At 67.1% G+C, this 21983-nt stretch carries 23 protein-coding genes; 16 read left to right on the forward strand and 7 right to left on the reverse strand.

Going from position 1 to position 21983, the window contains the following annotated elements:
• A partial coding sequence (locus JWN03_RS29230; protein WP_297621790.1) for a TetR/AcrR family transcriptional regulator occupies positions 1-533 on the reverse strand: 533 nt, incomplete at its 3' end.
• 118 nt (positions 534-651) lie between these two features.
• Between JWN03_RS29230 and JWN03_RS29235 the strand changes: the two genes are divergently transcribed.
• Both JWN03_RS29235 and JWN03_RS29240 read left to right on the forward strand, forming a co-directional pair.
• Positions 652-1467, forward strand: coding sequence for a carboxymuconolactone decarboxylase family protein (locus tag JWN03_RS29235; RefSeq protein ID WP_297621792.1), 816 nt, complete (start codon positions 652-654; stop codon positions 1465-1467).
• A gap of 295 nt (positions 1468-1762) precedes the next feature.
• Positions 1763-2302: an NlpC/P60 family protein gene (locus JWN03_RS29240; protein WP_297621794.1), complete on the forward strand. Its 540-nt coding sequence runs from the start codon at positions 1763-1765 to the stop codon at positions 2300-2302.
• 6 nt (positions 2303-2308) lie between these two features.
• Here JWN03_RS29240 and JWN03_RS29245 read toward each other — a convergent pair whose 3' ends face one another.
• A complete protein-coding gene (locus tag JWN03_RS29245; protein ID WP_297621796.1) occupies positions 2309-2722 on the reverse strand; it encodes an organic hydroperoxide resistance protein in 414 nt (137 codons plus the stop codon).
• 74 nt (positions 2723-2796) lie between these two features.
• Between JWN03_RS29245 and JWN03_RS29250 the strand changes: the two genes are divergently transcribed.
• The 3 genes from JWN03_RS29250 (at position 2797) to JWN03_RS29260 (ending at position 5100) form a co-directional block, all read left to right on the forward strand.
• Positions 2797-3339 (forward strand): TetR/AcrR family transcriptional regulator, encoded by a 543-nt coding sequence (locus JWN03_RS29250; RefSeq protein ID WP_297621798.1) that lies wholly within the window; start codon positions 2797-2799, stop codon positions 3337-3339.
• A 75-nt stretch (positions 3340-3414) separates the two neighbouring features.
• A complete protein-coding gene (locus JWN03_RS29255; RefSeq protein ID WP_297621800.1) occupies positions 3415-3996 on the forward strand; it encodes a MarR family winged helix-turn-helix transcriptional regulator in 582 nt (193 codons plus the stop codon).
• Between the two features lie 114 nt (positions 3997-4110).
• Complete coding sequence (locus JWN03_RS29260; RefSeq protein WP_297621802.1) at positions 4111-5100, forward strand: SMP-30/gluconolactonase/LRE family protein; 990 nt, start codon at positions 4111-4113, stop codon at positions 5098-5100.
• A gap of 4 nt (positions 5101-5104) precedes the next feature.
• Here JWN03_RS29260 and JWN03_RS29265 read toward each other — a convergent pair whose 3' ends face one another.
• Positions 5105-6145 carry an alpha/beta hydrolase gene (locus JWN03_RS29265; RefSeq protein ID WP_297621804.1) on the reverse strand — a complete coding sequence of 347 codons (1041 nt, stop codon included), beginning with the start codon at positions 6143-6145 and terminating at the stop codon, positions 5105-5107.
• Positions 6146-6307: 162 nt separating this feature from the next.
• Complete coding sequence (locus tag JWN03_RS29270) at positions 6308-7186, reverse strand: UTP--glucose-1-phosphate uridylyltransferase (RefSeq protein WP_297621806.1); 879 nt, start codon at positions 7184-7186, stop codon at positions 6308-6310.
• A 287-nt stretch (positions 7187-7473) separates the two neighbouring features.
• Here JWN03_RS29270 and JWN03_RS29275 point away from each other — a divergent pair, with 287 nt between their 5' ends.
• The 3 genes from JWN03_RS29275 (at position 7474) to JWN03_RS29285 (ending at position 13009) form a co-directional block, all read left to right on the forward strand.
• Entirely contained in the window at positions 7474-8808 is a 1335-nt protein-coding gene (locus tag JWN03_RS29275) for a DNA polymerase IV (RefSeq protein WP_441343076.1), read from the forward strand.
• Positions 8809-9054: 246 nt separating this feature from the next.
• Positions 9055-9555: a hypothetical protein gene (locus tag JWN03_RS29280; protein WP_297621810.1), complete on the forward strand. Its 501-nt coding sequence runs from the start codon at positions 9055-9057 to the stop codon at positions 9553-9555.
• Positions 9556-9715: 160 nt separating this feature from the next.
• Positions 9716-13009, forward strand: a complete 3294-nt coding sequence (locus JWN03_RS29285; RefSeq protein WP_441343077.1) for an arabinosyltransferase domain-containing protein — start codon at positions 9716-9718, stop codon at positions 13007-13009.
• A gap of 119 nt (positions 13010-13128) precedes the next feature.
• Here the strand turns inward: JWN03_RS29285 and JWN03_RS29290 are convergent, their stop codons facing one another.
• The gene (locus tag JWN03_RS29290; RefSeq protein WP_297621814.1) at positions 13129-13935 is read right to left on the reverse strand and encodes a hypothetical protein; all 807 of its coding nucleotides are present in this window, start codon (positions 13933-13935) and stop codon (positions 13129-13131) included.
• Positions 13923-14843, reverse strand: a complete 921-nt coding sequence (locus JWN03_RS29295; RefSeq protein ID WP_441343078.1) for a hypothetical protein — start codon at positions 14841-14843, stop codon at positions 13923-13925. Before JWN03_RS29295 ends, JWN03_RS29290 begins: the two co-directional genes overlap by 13 nt.
• Positions 14844-15022: 179 nt before the next feature.
• Between JWN03_RS29295 and lspA the strand changes: the two genes are divergently transcribed.
• The 8 genes from lspA (at position 15023) to JWN03_RS29335 (ending at position 21132) form a co-directional block, all read left to right on the forward strand.
• Complete coding sequence (lspA, locus tag JWN03_RS29300; protein ID WP_297621818.1) at positions 15023-15682, forward strand: signal peptidase II; 660 nt, start codon at positions 15023-15025, stop codon at positions 15680-15682.
• The gene (locus tag JWN03_RS29305) at positions 15679-16602 is read left to right on the forward strand and encodes an RluA family pseudouridine synthase (protein ID WP_297621820.1); all 924 of its coding nucleotides are present in this window, start codon (positions 15679-15681) and stop codon (positions 16600-16602) included. Before lspA ends, JWN03_RS29305 begins: the two co-directional genes overlap by 4 nt.
• Positions 16603-16655: 53 nt before the next feature.
• On the forward strand, positions 16656-17615 hold the full coding sequence (locus JWN03_RS29310) for a hypothetical protein (RefSeq protein ID WP_297621822.1): 960 nt from the start codon (positions 16656-16658) through the stop codon (positions 17613-17615).
• Positions 17616-17867: 252 nt separating this feature from the next.
• Positions 17868-18260 (forward strand): hypothetical protein, encoded by a 393-nt coding sequence (locus tag JWN03_RS29315; protein WP_297621824.1) that lies wholly within the window; start codon positions 17868-17870, stop codon positions 18258-18260.
• Positions 18250-19152 (forward strand): hypothetical protein, encoded by a 903-nt coding sequence (locus JWN03_RS29320; protein ID WP_297621826.1) that lies wholly within the window; start codon positions 18250-18252, stop codon positions 19150-19152. The genes JWN03_RS29315 and JWN03_RS29320 overlap by 11 nt, the downstream gene beginning before the upstream one ends.
• Before the next feature lie 87 nt (positions 19153-19239).
• Positions 19240-19722, forward strand: a complete 483-nt coding sequence (locus JWN03_RS29325; RefSeq protein ID WP_297621827.1) for a roadblock/LC7 domain-containing protein — start codon at positions 19240-19242, stop codon at positions 19720-19722.
• Between the two features lie 11 nt (positions 19723-19733).
• Entirely contained in the window at positions 19734-20105 is a 372-nt protein-coding gene (locus JWN03_RS29330) for a hypothetical protein (protein WP_297621829.1), read from the forward strand.
• A gap of 115 nt (positions 20106-20220) precedes the next feature.
• Positions 20221-21132, forward strand: a complete 912-nt coding sequence (locus JWN03_RS29335; RefSeq protein ID WP_297621831.1) for an ADP-ribosylglycohydrolase family protein — start codon at positions 20221-20223, stop codon at positions 21130-21132.
• Positions 21133-21154: 22 nt separating this feature from the next.
• Here the strand turns inward: JWN03_RS29335 and JWN03_RS29340 are convergent, their stop codons facing one another.
• Positions 21155-21982 carry a PhzF family phenazine biosynthesis protein gene (locus JWN03_RS29340; protein WP_297621833.1) on the reverse strand — a complete coding sequence of 276 codons (828 nt, stop codon included), beginning with the start codon at positions 21980-21982 and terminating at the stop codon, positions 21155-21157.
• Between the last annotated feature and the right edge of the window lies 1 nt (position 21983).

Below are 21983 nucleotides of genomic sequence, written 5' to 3' on the forward strand. Positions count from 1 at the left end.
TCCGGCGCGTCCTGCACCTCGTCGGTGCCGAGCAGGAACCGGTAGTACAGCGGCCCGTACAGCAGCTGGACCATGGCGCGCGTCGGGATGTCACCGCGGAGTTGTCCTGCGGTGACGGCCCTTTCGAGCCGATCCCGGCACAGCTTGGACCGGGGCCCGACAATCGCCTCGCGCACATTCGCCGCCAGTTGCGGATCACTCTGCGCCTCGGCGATGACCCCGCGGTAGACGATGCCGATATCGCTGCTGAGCAGTCCGGCCAGTGCGGTGGTCTGACTGCGCAGGTCCGCCTCGATATCCCCGGTATCGGGGAAGTCGGTGAGGTGGCCCATCCGCTCGTTGATCGCGTCCAGCGCGATGGCGCCCTTGGACGGCCACCACCGGTAGATGGTCTGCTTGCCCACCCCGGCCGCGGTGGCAATGGCCTCCACGGTCAGCTTGCCGTAGCCCTTGCTGACGGCCAGCTCGAAAGTCGAATCCAGGATCGCCCGGTGTGAGCGCGGATTGCGGAGTTCTGGATTCGGTGGAGTCACGTTCTCAGCGTAGCGCACTACGAGACGGAACGTCTCGTCTTGACAGGAGGTACTGTGGCCGCTTAGCGTCATGAGACGAGACGGACCGTCTCGCTCCTCGCTCGAAGGAAGTCCACACATGAACGCCACTCCCGACACCTCCGATACCCGCTACGACCGCGGTCTCACGGTGCTGGATCAGGTCGGTGGCCCGACCGGTCGCGCCGTGGTGAACAGCCTCGCGGATATCGCTCCCGATCTGGGCCGCTATGTTGTCGAATTCGGCTACGGCGACATCTACACGCGGCCGGGCCTGACCCTGCCGCAGCGGCAGATCATCAATATCGCCGCCCTGACCGCACTCGGCACGGCCGCCCCGCAGCTGCGCTTCCACATCGACGGCGCGCTGACCGTCGGTGTCACTCCGGCCGAGGTCGTGGAGACCATCGTCCACATCGGTGTGTACGCCGGTTTCCCGGCTGCATTGAACGGACTGGCCATCGCCCGCGCCGCCTTCGCCGATCGCCCCGAGGTCGGAAGTCCCGTGGGCAATAGTGAGATTCGGCCCGAGGAGACCACCCAGCAGCGCTACGAGCGCGGACTGGTCACACTCGCCGAGGTCGACGGCGACGCCGCCGATCACATCTTCGAAACCCTTGCGAATACCGCGCCCGATCTGGCGCGCTACCTCGTCGAATTCGCCTTCGCCGACGTCTACTCGCGCCCCGGCCTGGACCTGAAGACCCGCGAACTCGCGACCGTCGCCGCCTGTACCGCCATGGGCACCGCGGCGCCCCAGCTGCGTGTCCACCTGCACGGCCTGCTGAATGTCGGCGGCACCCGCGAGGAGGCCGTGGAGGCCATTACGCAGATGGCGGGCTACGCCGGATTCCCGGCCGCGCTCAACGGTATAACCGCCGCTCGGGAGGTCTTCGCAGCCCGCGACGAGCGCTGAATCCGGGCTCTCGGCAGCGGGGGGAGTGACGTGGGTCTCGAGACTCGCCCGTGGCGAAGCCCTTGTGAAGCGTGTTTCGGATGGGATAAAACAGCAACTGTAGAGCTAACGTAAAGCTTTACCGCCATTTCGAGTTGTTTCGCTAGTTCCAGACGAAAAGCGCTGAACGTCACGACATGCAGTACCGGCTACGGAGATCGTGTGCAGTCTCCCTGGTGATCGTTCTGAATGCGGAATGGTTGCTAGAGCTATGTGTCTTTGCCCGGTCGGCGCCGTTGAGCTGAAGGGCGAGTGCATGACACGAAGGCTGCTACGACGGTTCGCGTCGTATCTGACGACAGCGGCGGCTCTACTACTGGCGGGGGCGCTCTGGGCGGGCACGGCATACGCCGACACCGGTTCGGCGGCCTCGGGTTCGGCGTCCGGGAGTGCGAGCGGCTCCGCCTCCGGAAGTGCCAGTGGCTCCGCGCAAATGCCGATGGCCAGCCCGCGCGCCATGATCGCGCTGAGTCTGGCGCAAACCCAGACCGGGAAGCCCTACCTGTGGGGTGGGGTCGGCCCGGATGCCTGGGATTGCTCCGGTCTGGTGCAGTGGGCGTTCCGTAGCGTCGGCATCGATATGCCGCGCACCACCTGGCAGCAGGCCGAAGTGGGCCTGGCGGTCCCCTTCGGCGCGCTGCAGCCCGGTGATGTGATCATTCTGAACGACGACGCCTCGCATGTGGGCATCTATGCCGGCGGTGGCAATGTGCTCAATGCCTACGACTGGGGTGTGCCGGTCGGCCTGACCCCGCTGGCGCAGTTCGACATCTACACCATCCGCCGGTTCTACTGAATCCTGTTACTCCACAACCAGTTCCACCGGGATATTGCCCCGGGTGGCGTTGGAGTACGGGCAGACCTGGTGCGCGGCTTCAACGAGCTCACGGCCCTGCTCGTTCTGCAGGTGCTCGGGGAGTTCGACGCGCAGCACGACCGAGAGCCCGAAACCGCCGCCCTCCTGGGTGTTCAGGGTGACCTCGGCGGTGACCGCGGCCTCGCTGGCCTCGATGTTCTTGCGCTTGGCGACCACCTGGAGCGCGCTGGCGAAGCAGGCGGAGTAGCCGGCGGCGAAGAGTTGCTCGGGATTGGTGCCGTCGCCGACGCCGCCCATGGCCTTCGGCCGGGCCAGCTTCAGGTCGAGCACGCCGTCATCGCTGAGCGAACGGCCGTCGCGGCCGACCGAGGTGGCTACCGCGGTGTAAAGAGCAGGCATTGCGTCCTCCTAGACAGACTTGTCTGTACTTCCGAACCTAAGAGTAGACAGATCTGTCTGCTAGAGTCAAGGATATGAGCGAAGCCCGCGAACGTCTCCTCGATACGGCCACTCGGCTGTTCTATGCCGAGGGCATCCACACCGTGGGTATCGACCGGATCATCGCGGAGGCCGGAATCGCCAAGGCCACCTTCTATCGCCACTTCAAGACCAAGGAAGACCTGGTCGTCGCGTATCTGGTGCGCGAATACGACCGGCAGCGCGACGTTCTGGAGTCGGTGCCCGGCCAGGGTGCCGACGGAATCGTCACCATTTTCGAACGGCTCGGCGAGCTCAGCTGCGGCCCCGGCTTCCGGGGCTGCCCGTTTCTCAATGCGGCCGTGGAGTTTCCGAATCCCGAGCATGCCGTGCGCAAGGTCGTCGACGATTACCGCGGCTGGTTCCGTGACCTCATGGCCACGCGGCTGCGCGCCGCCGGTCACGATGATCCGGACCGTGCGGCGCGCGCACTACTGCTGACTCGGGACGGAGTGGCCCTCAGTGGGGGCCTGGGCGACAACGAAACGGTGCAGGCAGGTATTCGAATTGCATTGGCACAGTTGGTAACCCACGGCTGACCCGTCAGACGCCGACGGTCTCCTCCATCTCCTCCTCGGCCTCGGCGACGGGTTCGGCGACCGCCTCGTGCCGGGGTGCGCTCGCTGCCTGGCGCTTCTCGGGAAGAAGATGCCCTGACCGGTGGGATCGCCGGAGGCGGCGGTGGTGATATCGGTGACCGTCATCGGCACACCCTGTTTCGCGGCGACCTGTCCGAAGACCGCCTCGGCGGCCATGGCGGTGGTGTCGGATCCGGCCTTGGCGACCAGTACCTCGGATTGCTGGGCGTCGGGGACGTAAGCGCCCGCGAGATCGCGATTGCGCAGCTGGGTGATGGCCGCGTCCCGGCTGGGCACGGTAATGACGTCGAGCGCATTGCCGCCCGTGTCCGCGGTTGCCTGGCCAGCGATCTGGCCGGGCACTTCCACCTCGACAAGTCCACGGTGAGCCGGCAGGTGGCGGCCCTGGAACATCTCGGCTATCTCACCAAGGAGATCGATCCGGCCGATCGGCGCAATCATGTGCTGCAGGCGATCGCGGCGGCCGGCGGGTTGCTGGAGCCGCTGCGCGCCGCCGGGCCGAGGCCTTCGCGGAACGTCTGCGCGATTGGGACGATGCCGACATTGCTCGCATGGCGGACTATTTGGTCCGGTACAACGCCGCCGACGAGTAGTTGACGTGTACTGAAACAGGCTGGAGTTCAATCGATTTCGCTCATTCGCGCGACGGTTGCTGGCTACACTGAGCCGGTCCCGCAGGTCGGCGGGACCTCCCGTCGGAGGGTGGGCATCATGTCCCATGGGTCGAACGGTTTCGCAGCCGAGAGTGGTCGCAGGATAGTAGCGACCGGAGTCGGCGTACTGCTGCTGGTGGCCGCCACCGGATGCGGTACGTGGGACGGCGGCACCATCCGCACCGCCGGTCCCGTCGCTGCTCACGCACCCGGCATCGTCCCGAAACCCGGTTCACTCGAGGGCTTCTCGTCTCCGGAGAGCGTGCTGTTCGCGGGGGACCGGTGGTTTATCTCCAATATCGGGGCCGACCGGGAGCCCACCCAGGACGGCGACGGTTATCTCACCGAACTGAACTCGGTCGGCACGGTGACGGCTCGCCATGCCATGCCACGCCCCGGCGATCCGCCGCTGAACGCACCGAAGGGGCTGGCGTACACCGACAATCGGGTCTTCGTCGCGGATATCGATCGAGTGGTCGGCTTCGATATGGACACCCACGGGCAGGTCTTCGAAGCCCGCCTCGGTGACAATGCACCCGCGCTGCTCGACGATATGGCGCTGCAGGATCCGCGCACACTGCTGATCACCGACACCCTGCGCGGCGCGGTGGACCGGCTCGACCTGGATGCCGGAACGTTCGAGCCGGTGGCCACCGGAATTCCGGGCGCCACCGGAATCACCCTCGACCGGACCGGGCAGGTCGCCTACGTCGTCGGCGAGGGTGTGTCCTTCACCGGCGGTGACCTCTGGCGGATAGATCTGACGCAGCATCCGGCCATACCGCAGCGGGTGGGCGCCGTGCACGGGGTGCTCGACGGAATCTCGGTGCTGCCCAACGGAAATCTGGTCGTCTCCGATTGGGCGTCCGGGCAGGGCGATCAGCCCGGCAGGGTGACGATCTACCGCCCGGACGGCATCGAGGTCACGGTGGTGAATCTGCCCGAGAGTCTGCACGGGCCTGCTGATTTCGCCGTCGACCCTGCCGGGCGCAATCTCTGGATTCCTGCGATGCGGGACAATCGGGTGGTGATAGTCCCGCTGCCGTAGGGGATTACAACTCGAGGCCCTTGGCGAGCACCGGCCACGAGGCGCGCAGTGCGTCCTCCCAGTAGCCCCACGAATGGGTGCCCGCCTGATTGATATCGAAGGTGGCGGGAATGTTCAACTGCGTCAACTTGGTCTGCAGATTCCGTGCGCACCAGTCGCTGGCCGCCTCCAGAATGCCGCCGACCAGCAGCTGCTGCATGATGCCGCCGTCGGCCGGGCCCAGGCTGCGGGTATCGGCGACATTGTCGTGCCGCCCGGGCAGCCCGCTGCCGTTGGAAATGTAGAGGTCGAGGCCGCGCAGTGCGTCGGCGTGCAGGTACGGGTCGTTCTCGGCCCACTCCGGATCATCCACCGGCCCATACATATTGACCGGATTGCCGCCGCCGATGGAGACCACCAGCTGGGCGAAATTGCGCCCGATCGGATCGCTGATCTGCGCGCAGCCGCTGTACGAGGCGACCGCCCTGTACAGCCCGGGCTTGGCGATCGGCAGCTGCAGCACCGAGGTGCCCGACATGGACATGCCGACGATGGCGCGTAATCCGTTGGTGTTCAAGGCGCCGTCGATGAGCGGCGGTAGCTCCTCGGTGAGAAAGGTCTTCCACATATTGAGACCGAGTTTGGGATCGACTGCGCGCCAGTCGGTGTAGTAGCTGAACGCGCCGCCGATGGGCATGACCACGTTCACGTTCTTGTCGGAGAAGAACTGCGTGGCATTGGTATTGCGCTTCCAGGTGGCCGTATCCTCGCCGCCGCCCGCGCCATTGAGCAGGTACAGCACCGGCCGGGCCACGGAGGCGTCGGCCGGTCGCTGTATGTCGACGGTGACGTCGTCGTTCATGGCCGCGGAGTGCACGTGCAGCGTGAGGTTGTGCTTATCGCGCACCTCGAAGGCTGAGATCTTGGAACCGTCATCGGAAACCGGTGTGCCGGCGAGGGTTGCGGTACTGGTGATCGGGTCGGGTGGTGCCGCGAGCGCCGTGCCCGTTGCCGTCAGGGCCGTGAGTGAAGCGATGAAAGAGAGGGCTGTGGCTGCGAGCGCCATCGCCCGTGTGCCATATCCGCAAAGCAAAACCGAACTCCCGTACTAGCCGTATCTCCCGCACGGATGATCGCCGAATGTTGCCCCTATGTTTCGGGTTTTGACGAAATAGATCTTGGCGTGCTGGCGCCGTTTTGGCGCATTTGTGACTTTCTGCTGGTGGAGCTACTCCGCGACGAGTTGCCGCAGCAGCGGGCCGTACTCGGGATGCGCCAGCGCGGAGGCGAACTGGGCCACCAGGTAGTCGGCCGGGTTGCCGGTGTCGTACCAGTGGCCCTGAATCACCTGGCCGTAGACCGGGTTCGAGGCGGCGAAGATATTGATGGCATCGGTCAGGTACACCTCGCCGGTGCGGTGGGTGTACCAGTTGTCCACCTGGGAGCGCAGTTCCGCGATGATGCCGGGCGTCACCACATAGCCGCCGACGGCGGCGAACTGTGACGGCGCATCCGCGGGCTTCGGCTTCTCCTTCAATCCGCTGATGCGCATGAGTCCGTCGCCCGCGGTCTCCTCGACCACCGGAACGCCGTAGCGCTGCGAGTCGGACGGGTCCATGGGCATGAGCGCCAGCACCGGGGCGCCGGTCTTCTCGTAGGCGTTGATCAACTGCTGCGCGCGCGGCACCGTGGCGACGAAGACATCGTCCGGCCACAGCACCAGCATCGGTTCGTCGCCCAGATTGCGGGCGGCATTCAGCACGGGAGTGCCGTTGCCGTACGGGCCGTGCTGGTCCAGATAGGTGATGTGACCGCGGCGGCTCAGCTCGCCGACCTCCTCGACCACATCGGCGTAGGCGGCCTTGCCATCGGCGCGCAATTGCGCCACCAGTTGCGGGTTGGGCCGGAAGTGGTCCTGGATCAATGACTTTCCGTTGCTCACCACAATGGTGATATCGGTGATCCCGGAGGCCACCAGCTCGCGGACGGTGTGCTCGATGACCGGCTTGTCGCCGACCGGGAGCATCTCCTTCGGAATCGCTTTGGTCAGTGGCAGCAGGCGGGAACCGATGCCGGCGGCCGGAATCACGGCCTTGCGAATCGTCATAGTCCGATCATCACACACGGCGATGTCCGAACTTGTCGGTAGTGACGCGTAGATTCCGGATCGTGAACACCGCTGCCTATTCCGCAGACGAGCGCATTGTGCCTGGTCACAGTGGGCCATCGGCGGTGAGTCGGGTCGGTGGCGGGTTATCGGCGGGGGAGCCGGTTTCGCAGCAGACCGGCAGCAGCCTCTCAGTCAACAGTCAGCGTCCGACTGTGCCCTTGACAAACCAGGCCACTGACCGGGCGAATGCCGATGCCCGCCGGGGCCGGCGGTGGGTGCTGCACATGGATATGGACGCGTTTTACGCCTCGGTCGAACAGCTGACCAGGCCGACCCTGCGCGGACGGCCGGTGCTCGTCGGCGGAATGGGCGGCCGCGGGGTGGTGGCGGGCGCCAGTTATGAGGCGCGGGTGTTCGGGGCGCGCTCGGCCATGCCCATGCATCAGGCTCGCCGTCTGGTGGGTGTGAACGGGGTCGTGGTGCCGCCGCGCGGAGTCGTCTACGCGGAACTCAGCGGTCTGGTGTTCGAGGCGCTGCGGTCGCGTATCCCGGTGCTGGAGACGCTCTCGTTCGACGAGGCGTTCGGGGAGCCCGCCGAGCTGGCCGGGGCCACGTCCGCCGAGGTACTCGAATTCTGCGAGGAGCTGCGCGCCCTGGTGCGCGAACGCACCGGACTGGTGGCCTCGGTGGGTGCGGGCAGTGGCAAGCAGCTCGCCAAGATCGCCTCCGATATGGCGAAACCCGATGGGGTGCGGGTGGTCTCGCCCGCCGAGCAGCTGCAGTTTCTGGCCGCGCTACCCGTGCGGCGGCTCTGGGGCATCGGCCCGGTCGCCGAAAGTCGTTTGCGCTCAATGGGAATCGAGACCGTCGGGGCATTCGCGGCACTGCCCGAGATGGAGGCGGCCTCGATTCTCGGTAGCGCCGTGGGTATTGCGCTGCACCGGCTGGCGCGCGGCATCGACGATCGGCCCGTTGCCGAGCGCGCGGAGGCCAAACAGATCAGCGCCGAGACCACCTATGAGACCGATATCGTCACGCTGGCTCAGCTACGCCCGGCCATCGAGGCCATGGCGGTGTCCGCGCACCGGCGGCTCATCGCGGACGGCCGCGCCGCCCGCACGGTGGTGCTCAAGCTGAAGAAGGCGGATATGAGCATTGTGACCCGTTCGTCCACGCTGCCGTATGCCACCGAGGAACTGGCCACGCTCACCGCGGCGGCGCAGCGCTCGGCCATCGACCCGGCGGAATTGGGGTCTATCCGCCTCGTGGGTGTGGGTTTTGCCGGATTGTCGGAGATTCGGCAGGAATCGCTGTTCCCGGAGTTGGATCAGGCCGTCGACACCATCGCCGAATCGGTGTCCGAGGAGCCCACGCTCGGACTGGCTGTCGCACCGGAGCCGGTGGTGCCGCCCGCGGCTCGTTCCTACGGCACCGCGAGCTGGTATCCAGGATTGGATGTGGCGCATACCGAATTCGGCCACGGCTGGGTGCAGGGTGCGGGGCACGGGGTGGTGACGGTCCGCTTTGAGACCCGCTCCACCGGAGCAGGTCCGGCGCGCACCTTCGCGGCCACCGATTCGGCGCTGACCCGCGCTGATCCGCTCGACAGTCTGCGCTGATCCGCTCGACAGTCTGCGCTGAGTCGCTCGACAGCGTGCACTGAGGCTTACCAACGCTTTTCGACCCGGAAATAAGGGGCGAATGCGTCAACTATGAGGATTCGGACTGAAAGTGCCCTTGCAGCGTGTTCGGAGGCGGCTTCTCACGGATGTCGTTGGTAGCCTCTGTGTCGTCGTGCAGCGTCGCCGGTCGGCTGCGGCTGTCACGTTGTCGAACGGACCTACTCGAACGCAAAGGACGAGCAGTTGAAGCTTCAGAAGACTGGACGCATCGCGGTCGCCACGCTGGCAGTCGTGACCGTACTCGGGCTGTCGGCATGTGGCAGTGGTGACAAGCCGGGGACCAAGACCACCCACACCACCTCCGCCGCGAGCACGACGGCCGCCCAGAACTATCCGGCGACTCCGACCGCGGCGGACCTCAACGCGCAGCTGCAGAAGGCGCTCGATCCGTCCATCCCGGATTCCGAGAAGCTGAACATGATGCAGGGCGTGGCGGCGGACCCGAGCCTCCCGAACCGGTTGGCCGACGCCTACAAGCAGAACAACGCCACCATCACCGTCACCAATGTGACCGATCTCGGCAACGGCACCATCACCGCCGACGCCCAGGCGTCGATCAACGGTGGTGCGCCGCAGCAGATGGTGGTGCCGTTCGTGGCCGAAGACGGAGTGTGGAAGGTCCAGAAGGAGTGGATCTGCAACACGCTGTCCCTCGCGAACCAGACCTCCCCGGCCTGCACCTAAATCTTCCCGGACGGGCCCGGCACTCCACTGGAGTGCCGGGCCCGTTTTGCGTAGGCGAGTAATCGGACCCCGGCCGTGACCTGGGCGGTTTGGGTGGTTCGGTGACCGTGGCGCGGAAGGCGCGGGGCGCCGCTTAGGATCGGCGATCGTGACCGACGTGATGGAGAAGGCGGGGCAGGATTCCGCCGGACGAGCTGGACCCGAAACCGTGCGAGGCAGACCCGGGGGATGGGAACGGCCGCTTGCCCTGATCGCAGGTCTGATCGCAGTGTTGTGCGCGGTGGCCGTGCCACTGTTGCCGGTGCGGGTGGATGCCGCGACACTCTCTTGGCCGCAAGGTGATTCGGCGCGCAGCATGGAGGCCCCGCTGGTCTCGTACGCGCCCTTGACTTTCGACGCCACCATTCCGTGTTCGGCTGTGGCGCAGCTCGGTTCGCACGGTGGGACCTTGATCGCGACCGGTCCCAATGGCGCCCCCAATCTGGAGCGATACGGTTTTGTCGCGCGAGTGACCGCGGTCACCACCGCTGCCGACGGAACGACCACGCCCAGCAAACTCGAAGCGGTACTGCACAACCAGTCGCTGCTGAGTGTTCCGGTGGACGAGCTCCCGGCCGGGTGCGCACTCACCGTGCACACCGAAATGGCCAAGGCCACACTGGCTCTCACCGGTTCCAGCGTGACCCCGGTCACGCTCACCGGTGACTACCGCCCGCAGCTGGTCGGCATTTTCAGCGATCTGACCGCACCGGACGGCGCCGCGGTCACCGCGCAGGTGGACAGTCGTTTCTCGGCGCATCCGACCCTGGTGAAGCGCACAGCCATGTGGACGGCGGTGCTGGGCACGCTGCTCGCACTGTTCGCCCTCTATCGCCTGGATCGCCGCGACGGCCGCCGCGCCCGCCGCTTCCTGCCGCAGCGCTGGTGGAGCTTCACCGCCGCGGACGCCACGGTGCTGGGCACCCTGGTGCTGTGGCATTTCATCGGATCCACCACCTCCGATGACGGCTACCAGTTCGGCATGGCCCGCACGTCCATAGGCGCCGGCTATATGGCCAACTACTTCGCCTATTTCGGCGTCCCCGAGAACCCGGTCGGCACACCGTATTACGACCTGATCGGCCGCCTGGCCGAGATCAGCGTCGCGAGCCCGTTCGTACGACTACCCGCGCTGCTGGCCGGTTTCGTCTGCTGGCTGGCGATCAGCAAAGAGGTCATTCCCCGCCTGGGCGCGCGCATCAGCCGCAATCGTGTCGCGGTGTGGACGGGTGCCCTGGGCTTCCTGGCGGTCTGGATGCCGTACAACAACGGCCTGCGCCCCGAGGCGATGGTGGGTCTGGCAGTCCTGCTGACCTGGGTCTCGGTGGAGCGCGCGATCGCGACCCGGCGACTGCTGCCCTACGGCGTGGCCATTGCCATCGGCGCCTTCGCCTGTACCGTCGGCCCGTCGGGTGTGATCTGTTTCGCACCGCTGCTGGCCGGCATCCGCCCGGTGTGGCGAGTGCTCGATACCCGGGCCGCCGCACTGAGCAAGCCGACAGCCGAGAACGCCGGAGTGTTCGCCGTAATACGTGCCCGCTCCGTCGCGTATCTCACCCTGTCGGCCCCGCTGGTCGCCGCCGGAACAGTGGTGCTGGTCGCCATGTTCGGCGTGCAGCCGCTCTCGTCCATGTTCGAGATGCAGCGGGTGCACTCCATCGTCGGCCCGGATGTGAAGTGGCCGGACGAATACCTGCGCTACCAGTATCTGTTCATGGACACCATCGACGGTTCGGTGGCCCGCCGCTTCGGCATGTTCATGCTCTGGCTGGGTCTGGCGGCCGTCGCACTCGTATTGCTGCGCAAGGGCGGCCGGATTCCCACCGTCGCCTCCGGTCCGGCACGACGCGTGCTCGGCAGCACGATCGGCGTGATTCTGCTGATGATGACCACACCCACCAAGTGGACGCACCACAACGGCATCTACGCCGGGCTGGCCGGTGTGGTCGGAGTGCTGGCGGCGGTGGCGCTGGGCCCGAAGGTCATGCGCTCGCCCCGTAACCGTGCGCTTTTCGCCTCGGTGGTGGCCTTCGCGATGGCGATCACCTTCTCGAGTATCAACGGCTGGTGGTACGTCTCCAATTACGGCATTTCCTGGAACGACAAGCCGGTGGTGATCGCGGGCATCGGCCTGAACAAGATCTTCCTGCTCGCCGCGCTGGCCCTGCTCGCCCTGGCCGGATGGTGGCATGTGCGGGCCCCCGATCCCGCGACCGCCCCGCACCGTGTTTCCCGGCAGGCTTGGCGGCTGACGGCTGTCCCGCCTTTGACCGTGGTAGCGGCTTTCATGGTGCTGTTCGAGGTGGCCTCGTTCGCGAAGGCGGCGGCTTCGCAGTACCCGGCCTTCTCGCTGGCCCGCTCCAATGTCGCTGCGGTACTGGGTGAACCGTGCGGCCTTGCCCGGGACGTTCTGGTCGAGACCGACCCGAACGCAGGTCTGCTCCAGCCGCTCACCGGCGACGCGTTCGGTACCTTCTCCGCTGACGCGAAGGGCTTCACGCCGACCGGTGTCTCCAGCGATCTGACCGCCGACGACGAGGTCGACTCCAGTGCCATCACGACCGCGCTGAACAATAAGTCCACCACCGGCGAATCCGGAACCACCACCACCGCACTGCCTTTCGGACTGGATCCGGCCAGGGTCCCGGTCCTGGGCAGCAGCGGGACCGCCGAATCGATCGCGTCCCTCACCACCGGCTGGTACCGGTTGCCCGATAGCGCCCATCGCGGCGGCATCATCTCCATGGCCGCCGCCGGCCGCATTCGTTCCGTCGACAAGGACGGAGTAGTGACCCCCGGCCAGTCTGTCGAGATCGAATACGGCACAGCCGATCCCGCGGGCGAGGCGCAGCCGCAGGGCAGGGTCACGCCGATCGATATCGGCCCGTCGCCGACCTGGCGCAATCTGCGGGTGCCGTTCACCGATATCCCGGCCGATGCCACGGTGGTCCGCCTGGTCGCCACCGATCGTGACCGTGATCCGAAGCAGTGGGTCGCCCTGACCCCGCCGCGCGTCCCGCAGACCCGCGTGCTCGAGGATCTGATCGGTGCCAAGCAGCCGGTGCTGCTGGATTGGGCTGTCGGCCTGCAATTCCCGTGCCAGCGGCCGTTCGACCACAAGGACGGGATCGCCGAGGTTCCGAGCTACCGGATCCTGCCCGATCGCGGCGGTGCGAAGGATACGAACGCGTGGGAGAGTCATGAGGGCGGCGGCCCGCTGGGCTGGAGCTCCATGCTGCTGCGCCCGCACACCCTCGCGACGTACCTGAACCAGGACTGGCGCCGGGATTGGGGTGAGCTGCAGCAGTTCTCGCGGATCGACGACACCGCCATCCGCGCGCTCCCGGTGGTCACCCCGGAAACCCACTCGGCCCTGTCGAGTCCCGGTCCGATCAATGTGACCGGCTGGCAGTAGCCGGAAACGCCGCGCCCCCGCTTCGAATTCGAGGCGGGGGCGCGGTCGTTATCTGGACGGCGGGGCACGGTCGCATGTGGACGTTTCGATCTCGAAGCGGGCGCAGTCTGTTACGGACGTTACGGTCCGGCGTCGCCGCGCAGCTTGTGCACCTGTGCGTCGGTCAGCGCGCTGAGTTGTTGTGGATCAGGCTCATTCGTGCCGGACATGGCGAGCTGGACGACGGTGGACCCCACCACGGTGATGCTCACCGCCGTGTACAGCGTCAGCCCCTGACTGGTGGTGTGCACCCGGAACCCGAACGACCCGTCCCCGGCAGTCGGCTGATCCAGCCCGCCGACCTGGAATTGGACCTTGGACCCGTCGGTATCGGTGCTGGAATACGTTCCGCACTGCCGCAGCAGCGCCTGCGCCGTCGAGAAGGCCTGCGCCGCACCGTCATTCGCATAGGCCGCGGAATCGATATCGATACTGTCGAAGTCCGGTCCGCCGTACTGCGCGGCCGCCCGGGTGACGGCGTTCGGCGCCTGTTCGGCAATGGGCGCCAGCACTTTCGCGCACTGCGCGGGAGTGGTGCGCGCACCCGCGCCGGTGGTGCTCCCCGGTGCGGGATCACCGAGCGAGGAGTACCCGCTGGGCAGCTGCGGTACATCGAGCAGCTGGGCGCGCAGCGTGATCACATCCGGTACCGCCGGGGCGTTCGTCGCCTTGGGCTGCACGGTCGGCCCCAGCGTAGGCAGCGCGGGCGCGGCGGAATCATGCGAACCACAGGCGGATACGGCAACGGTACCGAGCAGCAACAGCAGCGCGGTCCGCCCGCGCCGCCGCCGGGGTGTAGTGGTGGATGCGGTCACGGCGACATCATGCCCGGGCAGCCCGGCAGGTCGCGCGGTGGTCGCCGCCGCCACGCGTGTCAGGATCCCCACTGCACCTGGGTGCGCAGCGTCTGGCTCAGCGTCACGGAGCTGTTCGGATCCCGGTAGGTCTGATTGCCGCCGACTTCGACCTGTCCCGAAACGGGCAGCGGCAGACCGAGATCCACCCCGATGGTTCCGGTGCCGTGCATGAGGTAGTCGATGATCTCCAGCTGCCCCGCCTGATTGGGCAGTCGCCACACCGTCGTTTCCGGCGTCTGCACCACATCCAGCTCGATGGTGAGCAGATTGCCGTCGCGGTGCGTGAGCGTCGCGGTGGTCACCTGTTCGAGCGGCACACTGCCGGAAACCTGCTGGCGCACCGTCCACACCGCGCCCACTCCGACCGGATCGTCCGGGAAGGCGATGGACTGATAGACGGCCTGATAGAACGCCTGCTCCAGCGCCGCGCGCGCGGCATCGGAGGTGGCGGGCTTGGGTGCGAGCCGCAGCGCGGTGATCGCGCCCACGTCACTGATATCGAAACCGGCATGCGACCCGTCCGCGGGCAGCAGTGCCTTGGCCAGCGCCGGATCGGGCGAGGTGACAGTGCCGAGGGTCAGTTCCACACCGTCGCTGCCCGCCTGCGCGGTGAGCGGAATGGTCACGGCGGGCGGTGAGAAATCACGCACCGCCTGCGCATTGATCTGCTGTTCGATGTGATGGTCGGTACGCAGCGTCACCTGCTGGGTGGTGCCCGGTTCGAGAGCGGGCCGCAGTGCGGAGCGCGGTTCGACGCCCGGATCGACGATGGTGGTGGTCACCGCCGCGATGGGCATGGTGACCTCTTTGCCGATGCCGAGCGGTTCCGCGCTGTCGGACTCGGCGGCGCTTTCCGTCCGATCGCTGCAGCCGACTCCGAAGGCGGAAAGTGTCACCGCGAGTACGAGCAGCAGGACTCCGGATCGAGTGCTGCGCAGTCCCGGCCGGGGCCGGCCGGGTGAGCCGGAACAGGGTGCGGTGGCGTTCGCCGAGCTGGGGGATGAAGACAACACCGTCACGTCGAACAGGTTACGACCACTTCCTGATAATCAGCTTGGGAAGCGGCCGCGCCGTCCGGCCATCGGGCGCTCGATCGTCATAGGGAATGATGTGACCCGTGAGTACCGACCGGCCGCGCGAATCCGGCATAGAGGAACCAGACGAGTCGCCCGCCGACAGCGCACCCGCCGGCACCCCCGAGGAGCCGGTCGCCGCAGCTGATCCGGTCGCCGCGTCCGAGCCGGAGGCGACCGCTCGACCGCTACGTCTGCGCACCCTACTGCTCGTCGCGGTGGTGGCGCTCGGATTGGATCTGCTGACCAAGACGATTGTGGTCGCGAAGCTGACCCCGGGTCACCCGATCTATCTGATCGGCGATTCGGTGCGCCTGGCGCTGGTGCGCAATCCGGGCGCCGCGTTCTCGATGGCGACCGGTATGACCTGGCTGCTCACGCTGGTGGCCGCTGCGGTGGTGGTCGGTGTGATCCGGATCGGCCGCACCATGCGCTCGCTGCCGTGGGCCATCGGCCTGGGTCTGGTGCTCGGCGGTGCGCTCGGCAATCTGATCGACCGGTTGTTCCGGGCACCGGGCCCGCTGCAGGGGCATGTGGTGGATTTTGTGGCCGTCGGCTGGTGGCCGGTGTTCAATATCGCCGACTCGTCGATCGTCTGCGGCGCGGCCCTGCTGGTGGCGTTGACGGTCTTCGGTTTCGAACCGGACGGCACGCGCATGCAGCGGCACTTGGAGGACGACAACGCGGAGGAGAAAAGCGTATGAGGGAAACCCGCAGTATGCCGGTGCCGGATGGACTGGACGGAATGCGTGTCGATTCCGGACTGTCCCGGCTGCTCGGCCTGTCGCGCACGGCGGTGGTCGCCATGACCGAGGACGGCTCGGTACAGCTCGACGGGGTAGCGGCAGGCAAATCCGATCGGCTGAACGCGGGCTCCTGGCTCGAGGTCGAATTCCCCGAGCCCAAGCGGGAACTCGCCATCGAGGCGACTCCCGTCGACGGTATGAATATCCTCTACGCCGATGACGACATCGTGGCCGTGGACAAGCCGGTCGGCGTGGCCGCGCACACCGGCGTCGGCTGGACCGGCCCCACCGTGGTCGGCGGGCTCGTCGCCATGGGCTACCGCATCTCCACCTCCGGCGCCCACGAACGCCAGGGCATTGTGCACCGCCTGGACGTCGGTACCTCCGGTGTCATGGTGGTCGCGCAGTCCGAGCGTGCGTACACGGTGCTCAAGCGCGCCTTCAAGGAGCGCACCGTGGACAAGCGCTATCACGCTCTGGTGCAGGGGCATCCGGATCCGAGCAGCGGCACCATCGATGCGCCGATCGGCCGGGCCCGCGGTAACGCCTGGAAGTTCGCGGTCACCGCGGACGGCCGCCCCAGTGTCACCCATTACGACACCATCGAGGCCTTCCAGTCCGCGAGCCTGCTCGACGTGCACCTGGAAACCGGTCGCACACACCAGATTCGCGTGCACTTCTCCGCCGTCCGGCATCCCTGCTGCGGTGACCTCACCTATGGCGCGGACCCGACCATCGCGGAACGCCTGGGCCTGGAACGGCAGTGGCTGCACGCCAAACAGCTCGGCTTCAACCATCCCGCCGACGGCCGCTGGATCGAGATCACCAGCGAGTACCCCGCCGACCTCGCGCACGCGCTGGCAGTTCTGCGCGCCTAGTTCGCGGGCTGTAATACGGAGTGGGACGTCGGCCGCGGTACGAGGAGGAGCGCGTGCAGGACACTGCGGCGGAGCGCGATCCGGCCCCCGAACACGAGCCGGGTCCGGCCCGTGAGCACGAGCCCGGCCGGGCCCCGGCGCAGGAGCCCCGGTTGGATGCCGACGCTGGGCTCGGGCTGGATGCCGACGCTGAACGCGGGCTGGATACCGACGCTGGGCTCGGGCTGGATGCCGACGCTGAACGCGGGCTGGATACCGACGCTGAACGCGGGCTGGATACCGACGCTGGGCTCGGGCTGGGCCCTGAAGCTGGGCGTGGGCTGGATGATGCGGCCGACTCCACTCGTGTGGGTGCTGCCGCTCGGCGGCGGCGTATCGGATTCGTGGTCGCGGCAGCGGCTTTCGCGGTCTTGATCGTGCTGCTCGGCTGGGCGATCCCACCCCGCCCGGCCGTCATCTCCTCCGACCGTCTCGGTCCGGAGAACGGTGAGCCGGTGGCCGAGTACCTGACGCGTGCGCGAAACACCCTGGCGGCCGGCGATACCGATGCGCACTGGGCGTTGATCTCCTTCACTGCGGGCATCAGCTCGGACCGCATCCCGGAATTCAGCGGCCACCTGCGCGTTTCCGAGGCGCTCTACCACGTGCCGATCGACCGGGTGATGACGCTGATCGTGCAGATCCCACTCCCCGCAGGCGGACCGGTCGCCGTGGCCTCGCAGCGGGCGGCGGCAGACAATGTCTGGGCCATGCGCGCCGATGACGACCGTTCCAAGCGCGTCCAGCAGGTGACCTACGCGCGCCTGTCCGCGAATTGCCCCTGTCTGGTCGGCCTGGTGGTTCAAGCCACGCTGCCGCAGCTGCGAAACCTGGCCGCCCTGCCCGGAGTTCGCGCGATCGAGGCCCTGCCCGCCGATGCGTCCGCCGGCGTCTTCGCGCTGGCGCCGCTGCTGCCCGAGCAGCAGGACCTCGCCGACTTCGGCGCCGATGACGGTCCGGTGCCGGACAACTGAGTCCGCGCGGTCTCGGCTATTGCCCCGCATCAGGTTTGCTGGGACGACCATTCTGGCTATCTTTTATCGGTGAGTATTGCATTCCGAAAGTTGTTTGTACCAAAAGGTATTGAATACCGAAAGGTATTCTTGGCCGGTAGCCGGGGGAAATGCTGTATGCCCCTGAATTCTCGCGCATTCTGGGTACATCGGGTGACAGGCATGTGTAGCGTCTTGAATTCGTAAAGGCTTATTAGATAAAGCGGTGGCGCGGTGATCGGTATTGACGGCTGCCTGCAGCGCATCATGGATATCCCCGGTGCGCGCAGTGTGACGCTGGTGGATGGTGCAAGCGGCTTGGCGATTGCCGGTGCGGGACGGCAGGATCCACTCGATCAACACGAAGACGCCGCAGCTAGCACCGATGTGGTGCGGGCGGTGCTCGGATGTCCGGCGCTGGCCAGTGGCCGCGAGGACGATGACATCTCCGAGATCATCGTCTGCGGGACCGGCGGGTACCACCTGCTGAATTTGATCAAGGGCGACTTCGACGGCCGGTTGTTCGTGCATGTGCTCTTCGATGATGAGACCGGCAATCTCGGTATGGCTCGATTCCGGCTGCGGGGAATACTCGCAGAATTGGGCGAGGGCGGGCATGAGCGCTGAAGTCGCAAGTGAATTGCGGAGATTGGAAGACGAAGGCTCGACCGGAGTACTGCGCGCAGGGGATGGCGCGTTTCACTTCGCCGAAGGCGCTATCGCCTGCGCCGATTGCCGGCGGACTACTGGACTCGATCGGCTGGTGGTCGAGGCGGGTGTGGCGACCGCCGAACAGTGGCAGCTCGCCGCCGCCGGTGACCCCGGCCCGCTGCTGGCTCGTCCGCAATTCGAAACCCTGGCCGTGCTCTCGATTTTCGACGCCGCCTACTTCCTGCTGTCCTCACCCGTGGTCCCGGAATTCCGGCCCGCGCCGCCGCACTGGCTGGCCCCGGTCTGCCGCATCGCGCCCCGCGCGCTGGTCGCGGAGTGCGCCCGCCGCGGCGATCCGCAGGCGGGCCCGTGGCCCATCACGCTCATCGACCGCGCGCCGGTGATCCCGGCCCGCCGGATACGACGGCGGCGGGTGGTGCTCACCGGTAGTCAGGCCGAGGTGCTGGCCGCCGCCGATGCGCAGCGCAGCATTACCGGTATCGCTGATGAGCTGGGCCGCACCACATTCGGCTGCCTCACAGCGGTCCGTGAGCTGACCGCGGCGGGGCTCATCGAGGCCCCGGTCGTGCCGCAGGCCGAACCCGAACGGCCTGCCCGAGTACAGATCCAGCTGCCTCCGCAGTGGCAGCTCGAGCCACCGACGGCAGTGCAGATCCGGCCGCCTACGGCAGTGCAGATCCAGTCGCCCGCAGACGCGCAGACCGAGCGGCGGGTGGCTCTGCCGCCGGCGCCGCTCCCGCGCCGCCGCGTGCGTACGGCTGCCATGACTTCCGCTCCGGACCGCTGGAAACCCATCGACCGCGAGGTGCTCGTCCGGGTCCGGACGGCACTGGAGGAGCTGGCGTGAGCGCGCGAGAGCCGATTTCACGAAGGCCGATTTCACAAAGGAAACGGCTCGGCGGACGGAGCGGGAGGCGGCCTTGGAGGAGCTGGTGTGAGCGCGCGAAAGAAGCGGCTCGGCGAACTGATGGGAAGAAGGTCGACAAAGGTGGCGATGTCCGGACCCGAACCGAACACGATGCTACTGGCGCAGCTGAAATCGTTGCGGGACAGCATCCCCCGACTGACCGGCGCTCTGGTCGCATCCACCGACGGACTGCTGATCGCGCACGATCTACCGGCTCATATCGAGCCCAGTGGCATGGCCGCGCTCACCGCGTCGCAACTGTCGCTGTCGCACCGGCTGGCCACCACCGCACACGGCGGCGGCTTCCACGAGGTCGTGGTGCACGGCTCCGGCGGATACGTGGTGATCTACGCGGCCGGCTGGACGGCCTCGCTGACGGTGCTGGCGGGCCCGGAGGTGAATGTGGGCCGCCTGCACCTGGAGTCGCGTCCGGTCGCCCGCGCCATCGCAGACCAATTGACGGCCCTGGCCGACGAGGCCAGGAAAGCCCCGAAGAAGAACACCGATTGAAAGGAACGGCCATGTCCAACATGGATATTGCGCTGAAGGACATGATGGTTGTCGACGGTGCGCTCGGCGCCGCCGTGGTCGACTACAACAGCGGTATGGCGCTCGGCATGCTCGGCAGCTCCAAGGCCCTGGATCTGCAGGTCGCCTCCGCCGGCAATACCGAGGTGGTGCGAGCCAAGATGCGCACCATCGAACAGCTCGGCATCAATGAGGAGATCGAGGACATCCTCATCACGCTCTCCAGCCAGTACCACATCATCCGGCCGATGACCGGTCGTAAGTCCAAGGGCCTGTTCCTCTATCTCGCCCTGGACCGCGGCCGCGCCAATCTCGCCATGGCCCGGCACCGCCTCAAGGGCATCGAGGAGGAGTTGGAGGTCTAGCAGCGCTGCCGACGGCCCCCGGACACACCGGGGGCCCGCGGCGGGCTCCTACGCGCTGTCGTAACGTCGTGGAGGATGGTCTTCAGGCGTGCGGATCGAGAGGGGCTGAGCTCGGATGGAACTGACGGCGGAGCAGGCGGATCGAGCGGCGGGGGTGCTGCTGGGCACGGCGGCGGGCGATGCGCTCGGCGCGGGCTACGAGTTCACGCACCCCGGGCCACAGGTCGTGATCGAGATGAAGGGCGGCGGGGCCTTCGACTGGGCGCCGGGGGAGTGGACCGATGACACCTCCATGGCCGTCGCGGTGGCGCGTGCGGCCGCGGAGTCGGTGAACCTGCACGAGGAGCCCGGGCTCGACGCGGTGGCCGCCGAATTCATTACCTGGTGGGATTCCAAACCCGCCGATGTCGGCGCGCAGACCGGTCAGGTCTTGCAGTGGCGCAGCCCTACCGGCCGTCAGATGCAGATACACGCGCATGAACTGGGTGGCCTCAAGGCCGGTAACGGATCGCTCATGCGTACCGCCCCCGTGGCGCTGGCCTATCTCGACGACGAGGCGCACTGCGGTAAGGCCGCGGCCGTCGTAAGCTCCCTCACCCACTACGACATGCAGGCCATGCAGGCGTGCAAGCTGTGGACCCTGGCCATCCGGCACGCCGTGTTGTACGGCACCTATGACGGTGTGCGGCAATCGCTTTCGATGGTGGACGCCGGATTCTGGGGACCGCTGCTGGACAAGGCCGAAACCGGTGCGCCCGAGGACTTCCCGAAGAACGGCTGGGTGGTACACGCCCTGCAGACGGCCTGGTGGGCCATTACCCACACCGATTCCCTGCCCGCCGCACTGGAACTCGCGGTGCGCGCCGGTGGTGATACCGATACCACGGCCGCCATTGCCGGCGGCCTGCTGGGTGCGCGCTGGGGCGCGTCCGCCGTTCCGGAGCAGTGGCGGACCATGCTGCACGGCTATCCGGGCTACCGGGCCGAGGATCTGACGGCCCTCACCGAACGCATCGTCAATCGCTGACAACCCTCGATCGCTGAAACCCTCAGTCGGGCAGTCGAACTACTCCGTCGAGATAGCGGCGGCAGCGTCCGGCCAACCGGACGCGGCTGCCCGCCAGCGTACATCTCAGCGTGCCGCCGCGCGCGGACAGCTGCCGGGCCGACATGGCATTGCGCCCGAGCTCACGACTCCACAGCGGCGTCAGTTGTGCATGGGCGGAACCGGTTACGGGGTCCTCGGGGATGCCTACACCCGGCGCGAAGACTCGGGAGACGAAGTCGACCTCGTCACCGGTCGCGGTGACGATGGCGGCGCGATGAAGCTTCGGGAAGGCCGAGAAGTTCGGATGTACTTCTCGCACTTCCGCTTCCGAGGTGACCACCAGCACCACATCGGTGCCGTCGAAGGCGCGCAGCGGCCGCACGCCCAATGCCGCGGCGAGTGCGCGCGGCACCTCGCCGCGCACATCGATTTCCACCGAGGACACCGTCGGCAGATCCAGCACCAGATCATCGCGGTCCCGGTCGACACGCAACCAGCCACTGCGGGTGTAGAAGTGCACACGATCCGCGCCCGGATGCATATCGTCCAGAATCTGCGCCGCGGCCGCGAGGGTGGCATGCCCGCACAGCGACACCTCGGTGGCCGGAGTGAACCAGCGCAGATGGAAGGCGGGCGAGTTATCCGGCGGCGCACCGGCGTCCGGCGGTAGCGCCGAAGTGTAGAAGGCGGTCTCGGCGAGATTGTTCTCCTCGGCCAGGTGTTGCAGCAGTTCATCCGGCAGCCATGACAGCAGCGGCATCACCGCCGCCGGATTGCCCGAGAACGGTGCGTCGGCGAACGCGTCGATCTGGTGCAGCAGGACCTCCATG

Origin of the sequence: Nocardia sp., assembly GCF_025465275.1 — a bacterium.
In the GTDB taxonomy this organism is placed as follows: Bacteria; Actinomycetota; Actinomycetes; order Mycobacteriales; family Mycobacteriaceae; genus Nocardia.

Excerpts from the sequence above, each read along its gene's own strand:
- JWN03_RS29235 (WP_297621792.1), top strand. The coding sequence starts at position 652 with ATGAACGCCACTCCCGACACCTCCGATACCCGCTACGACCGCGGTCTC.
- JWN03_RS29240 (WP_297621794.1), top strand. The coding sequence starts at position 1,763 with ATGACACGAAGGCTGCTACGACGGTTCGCGTCGTATCTGACGACAGCG.
- JWN03_RS29245 (WP_297621796.1), bottom strand. The coding sequence starts at position 2,722 with ATGCCTGCTCTTTACACCGCGGTAGCCACCTCGGTCGGCCGCGACGGC.
- JWN03_RS29250 (WP_297621798.1), top strand. The coding sequence starts at position 2,797 with ATGAGCGAAGCCCGCGAACGTCTCCTCGATACGGCCACTCGGCTGTTC.
- JWN03_RS29260 (WP_297621802.1), top strand. The coding sequence starts at position 4,111 with ATGTCCCATGGGTCGAACGGTTTCGCAGCCGAGAGTGGTCGCAGGATA.
- JWN03_RS29265 (WP_297621804.1), bottom strand. The coding sequence starts at position 6,145 with ATGGCGCTCGCAGCCACAGCCCTCTCTTTCATCGCTTCACTCACGGCC.
- JWN03_RS29270 (WP_297621806.1), bottom strand. The coding sequence starts at position 7,186 with ATGACGATTCGCAAGGCCGTGATTCCGGCCGCCGGCATCGGTTCCCGC.
- JWN03_RS29275 (WP_441343076.1), top strand. The coding sequence starts at position 7,474 with ATGGATATGGACGCGTTTTACGCCTCGGTCGAACAGCTGACCAGGCCG.
- JWN03_RS29285 (WP_441343077.1), top strand. The coding sequence starts at position 9,716 with ATGGAGAAGGCGGGGCAGGATTCCGCCGGACGAGCTGGACCCGAAACC.
- JWN03_RS29305 (WP_297621820.1), top strand. The coding sequence starts at position 15,679 with ATGAGGGAAACCCGCAGTATGCCGGTGCCGGATGGACTGGACGGAATG.
- JWN03_RS29320 (WP_297621826.1), top strand. The coding sequence starts at position 18,250 with ATGAGCGCTGAAGTCGCAAGTGAATTGCGGAGATTGGAAGACGAAGGC.
- JWN03_RS29330 (WP_297621829.1), top strand. The coding sequence starts at position 19,734 with ATGTCCAACATGGATATTGCGCTGAAGGACATGATGGTTGTCGACGGT.
- JWN03_RS29335 (WP_297621831.1), top strand. The coding sequence starts at position 20,221 with ATGGAACTGACGGCGGAGCAGGCGGATCGAGCGGCGGGGGTGCTGCTG.
- JWN03_RS29340 (WP_297621833.1), bottom strand. The coding sequence starts at position 21,982 with ATGGAGGTCCTGCTGCACCAGATCGACGCGTTCGCCGACGCACCGTTC.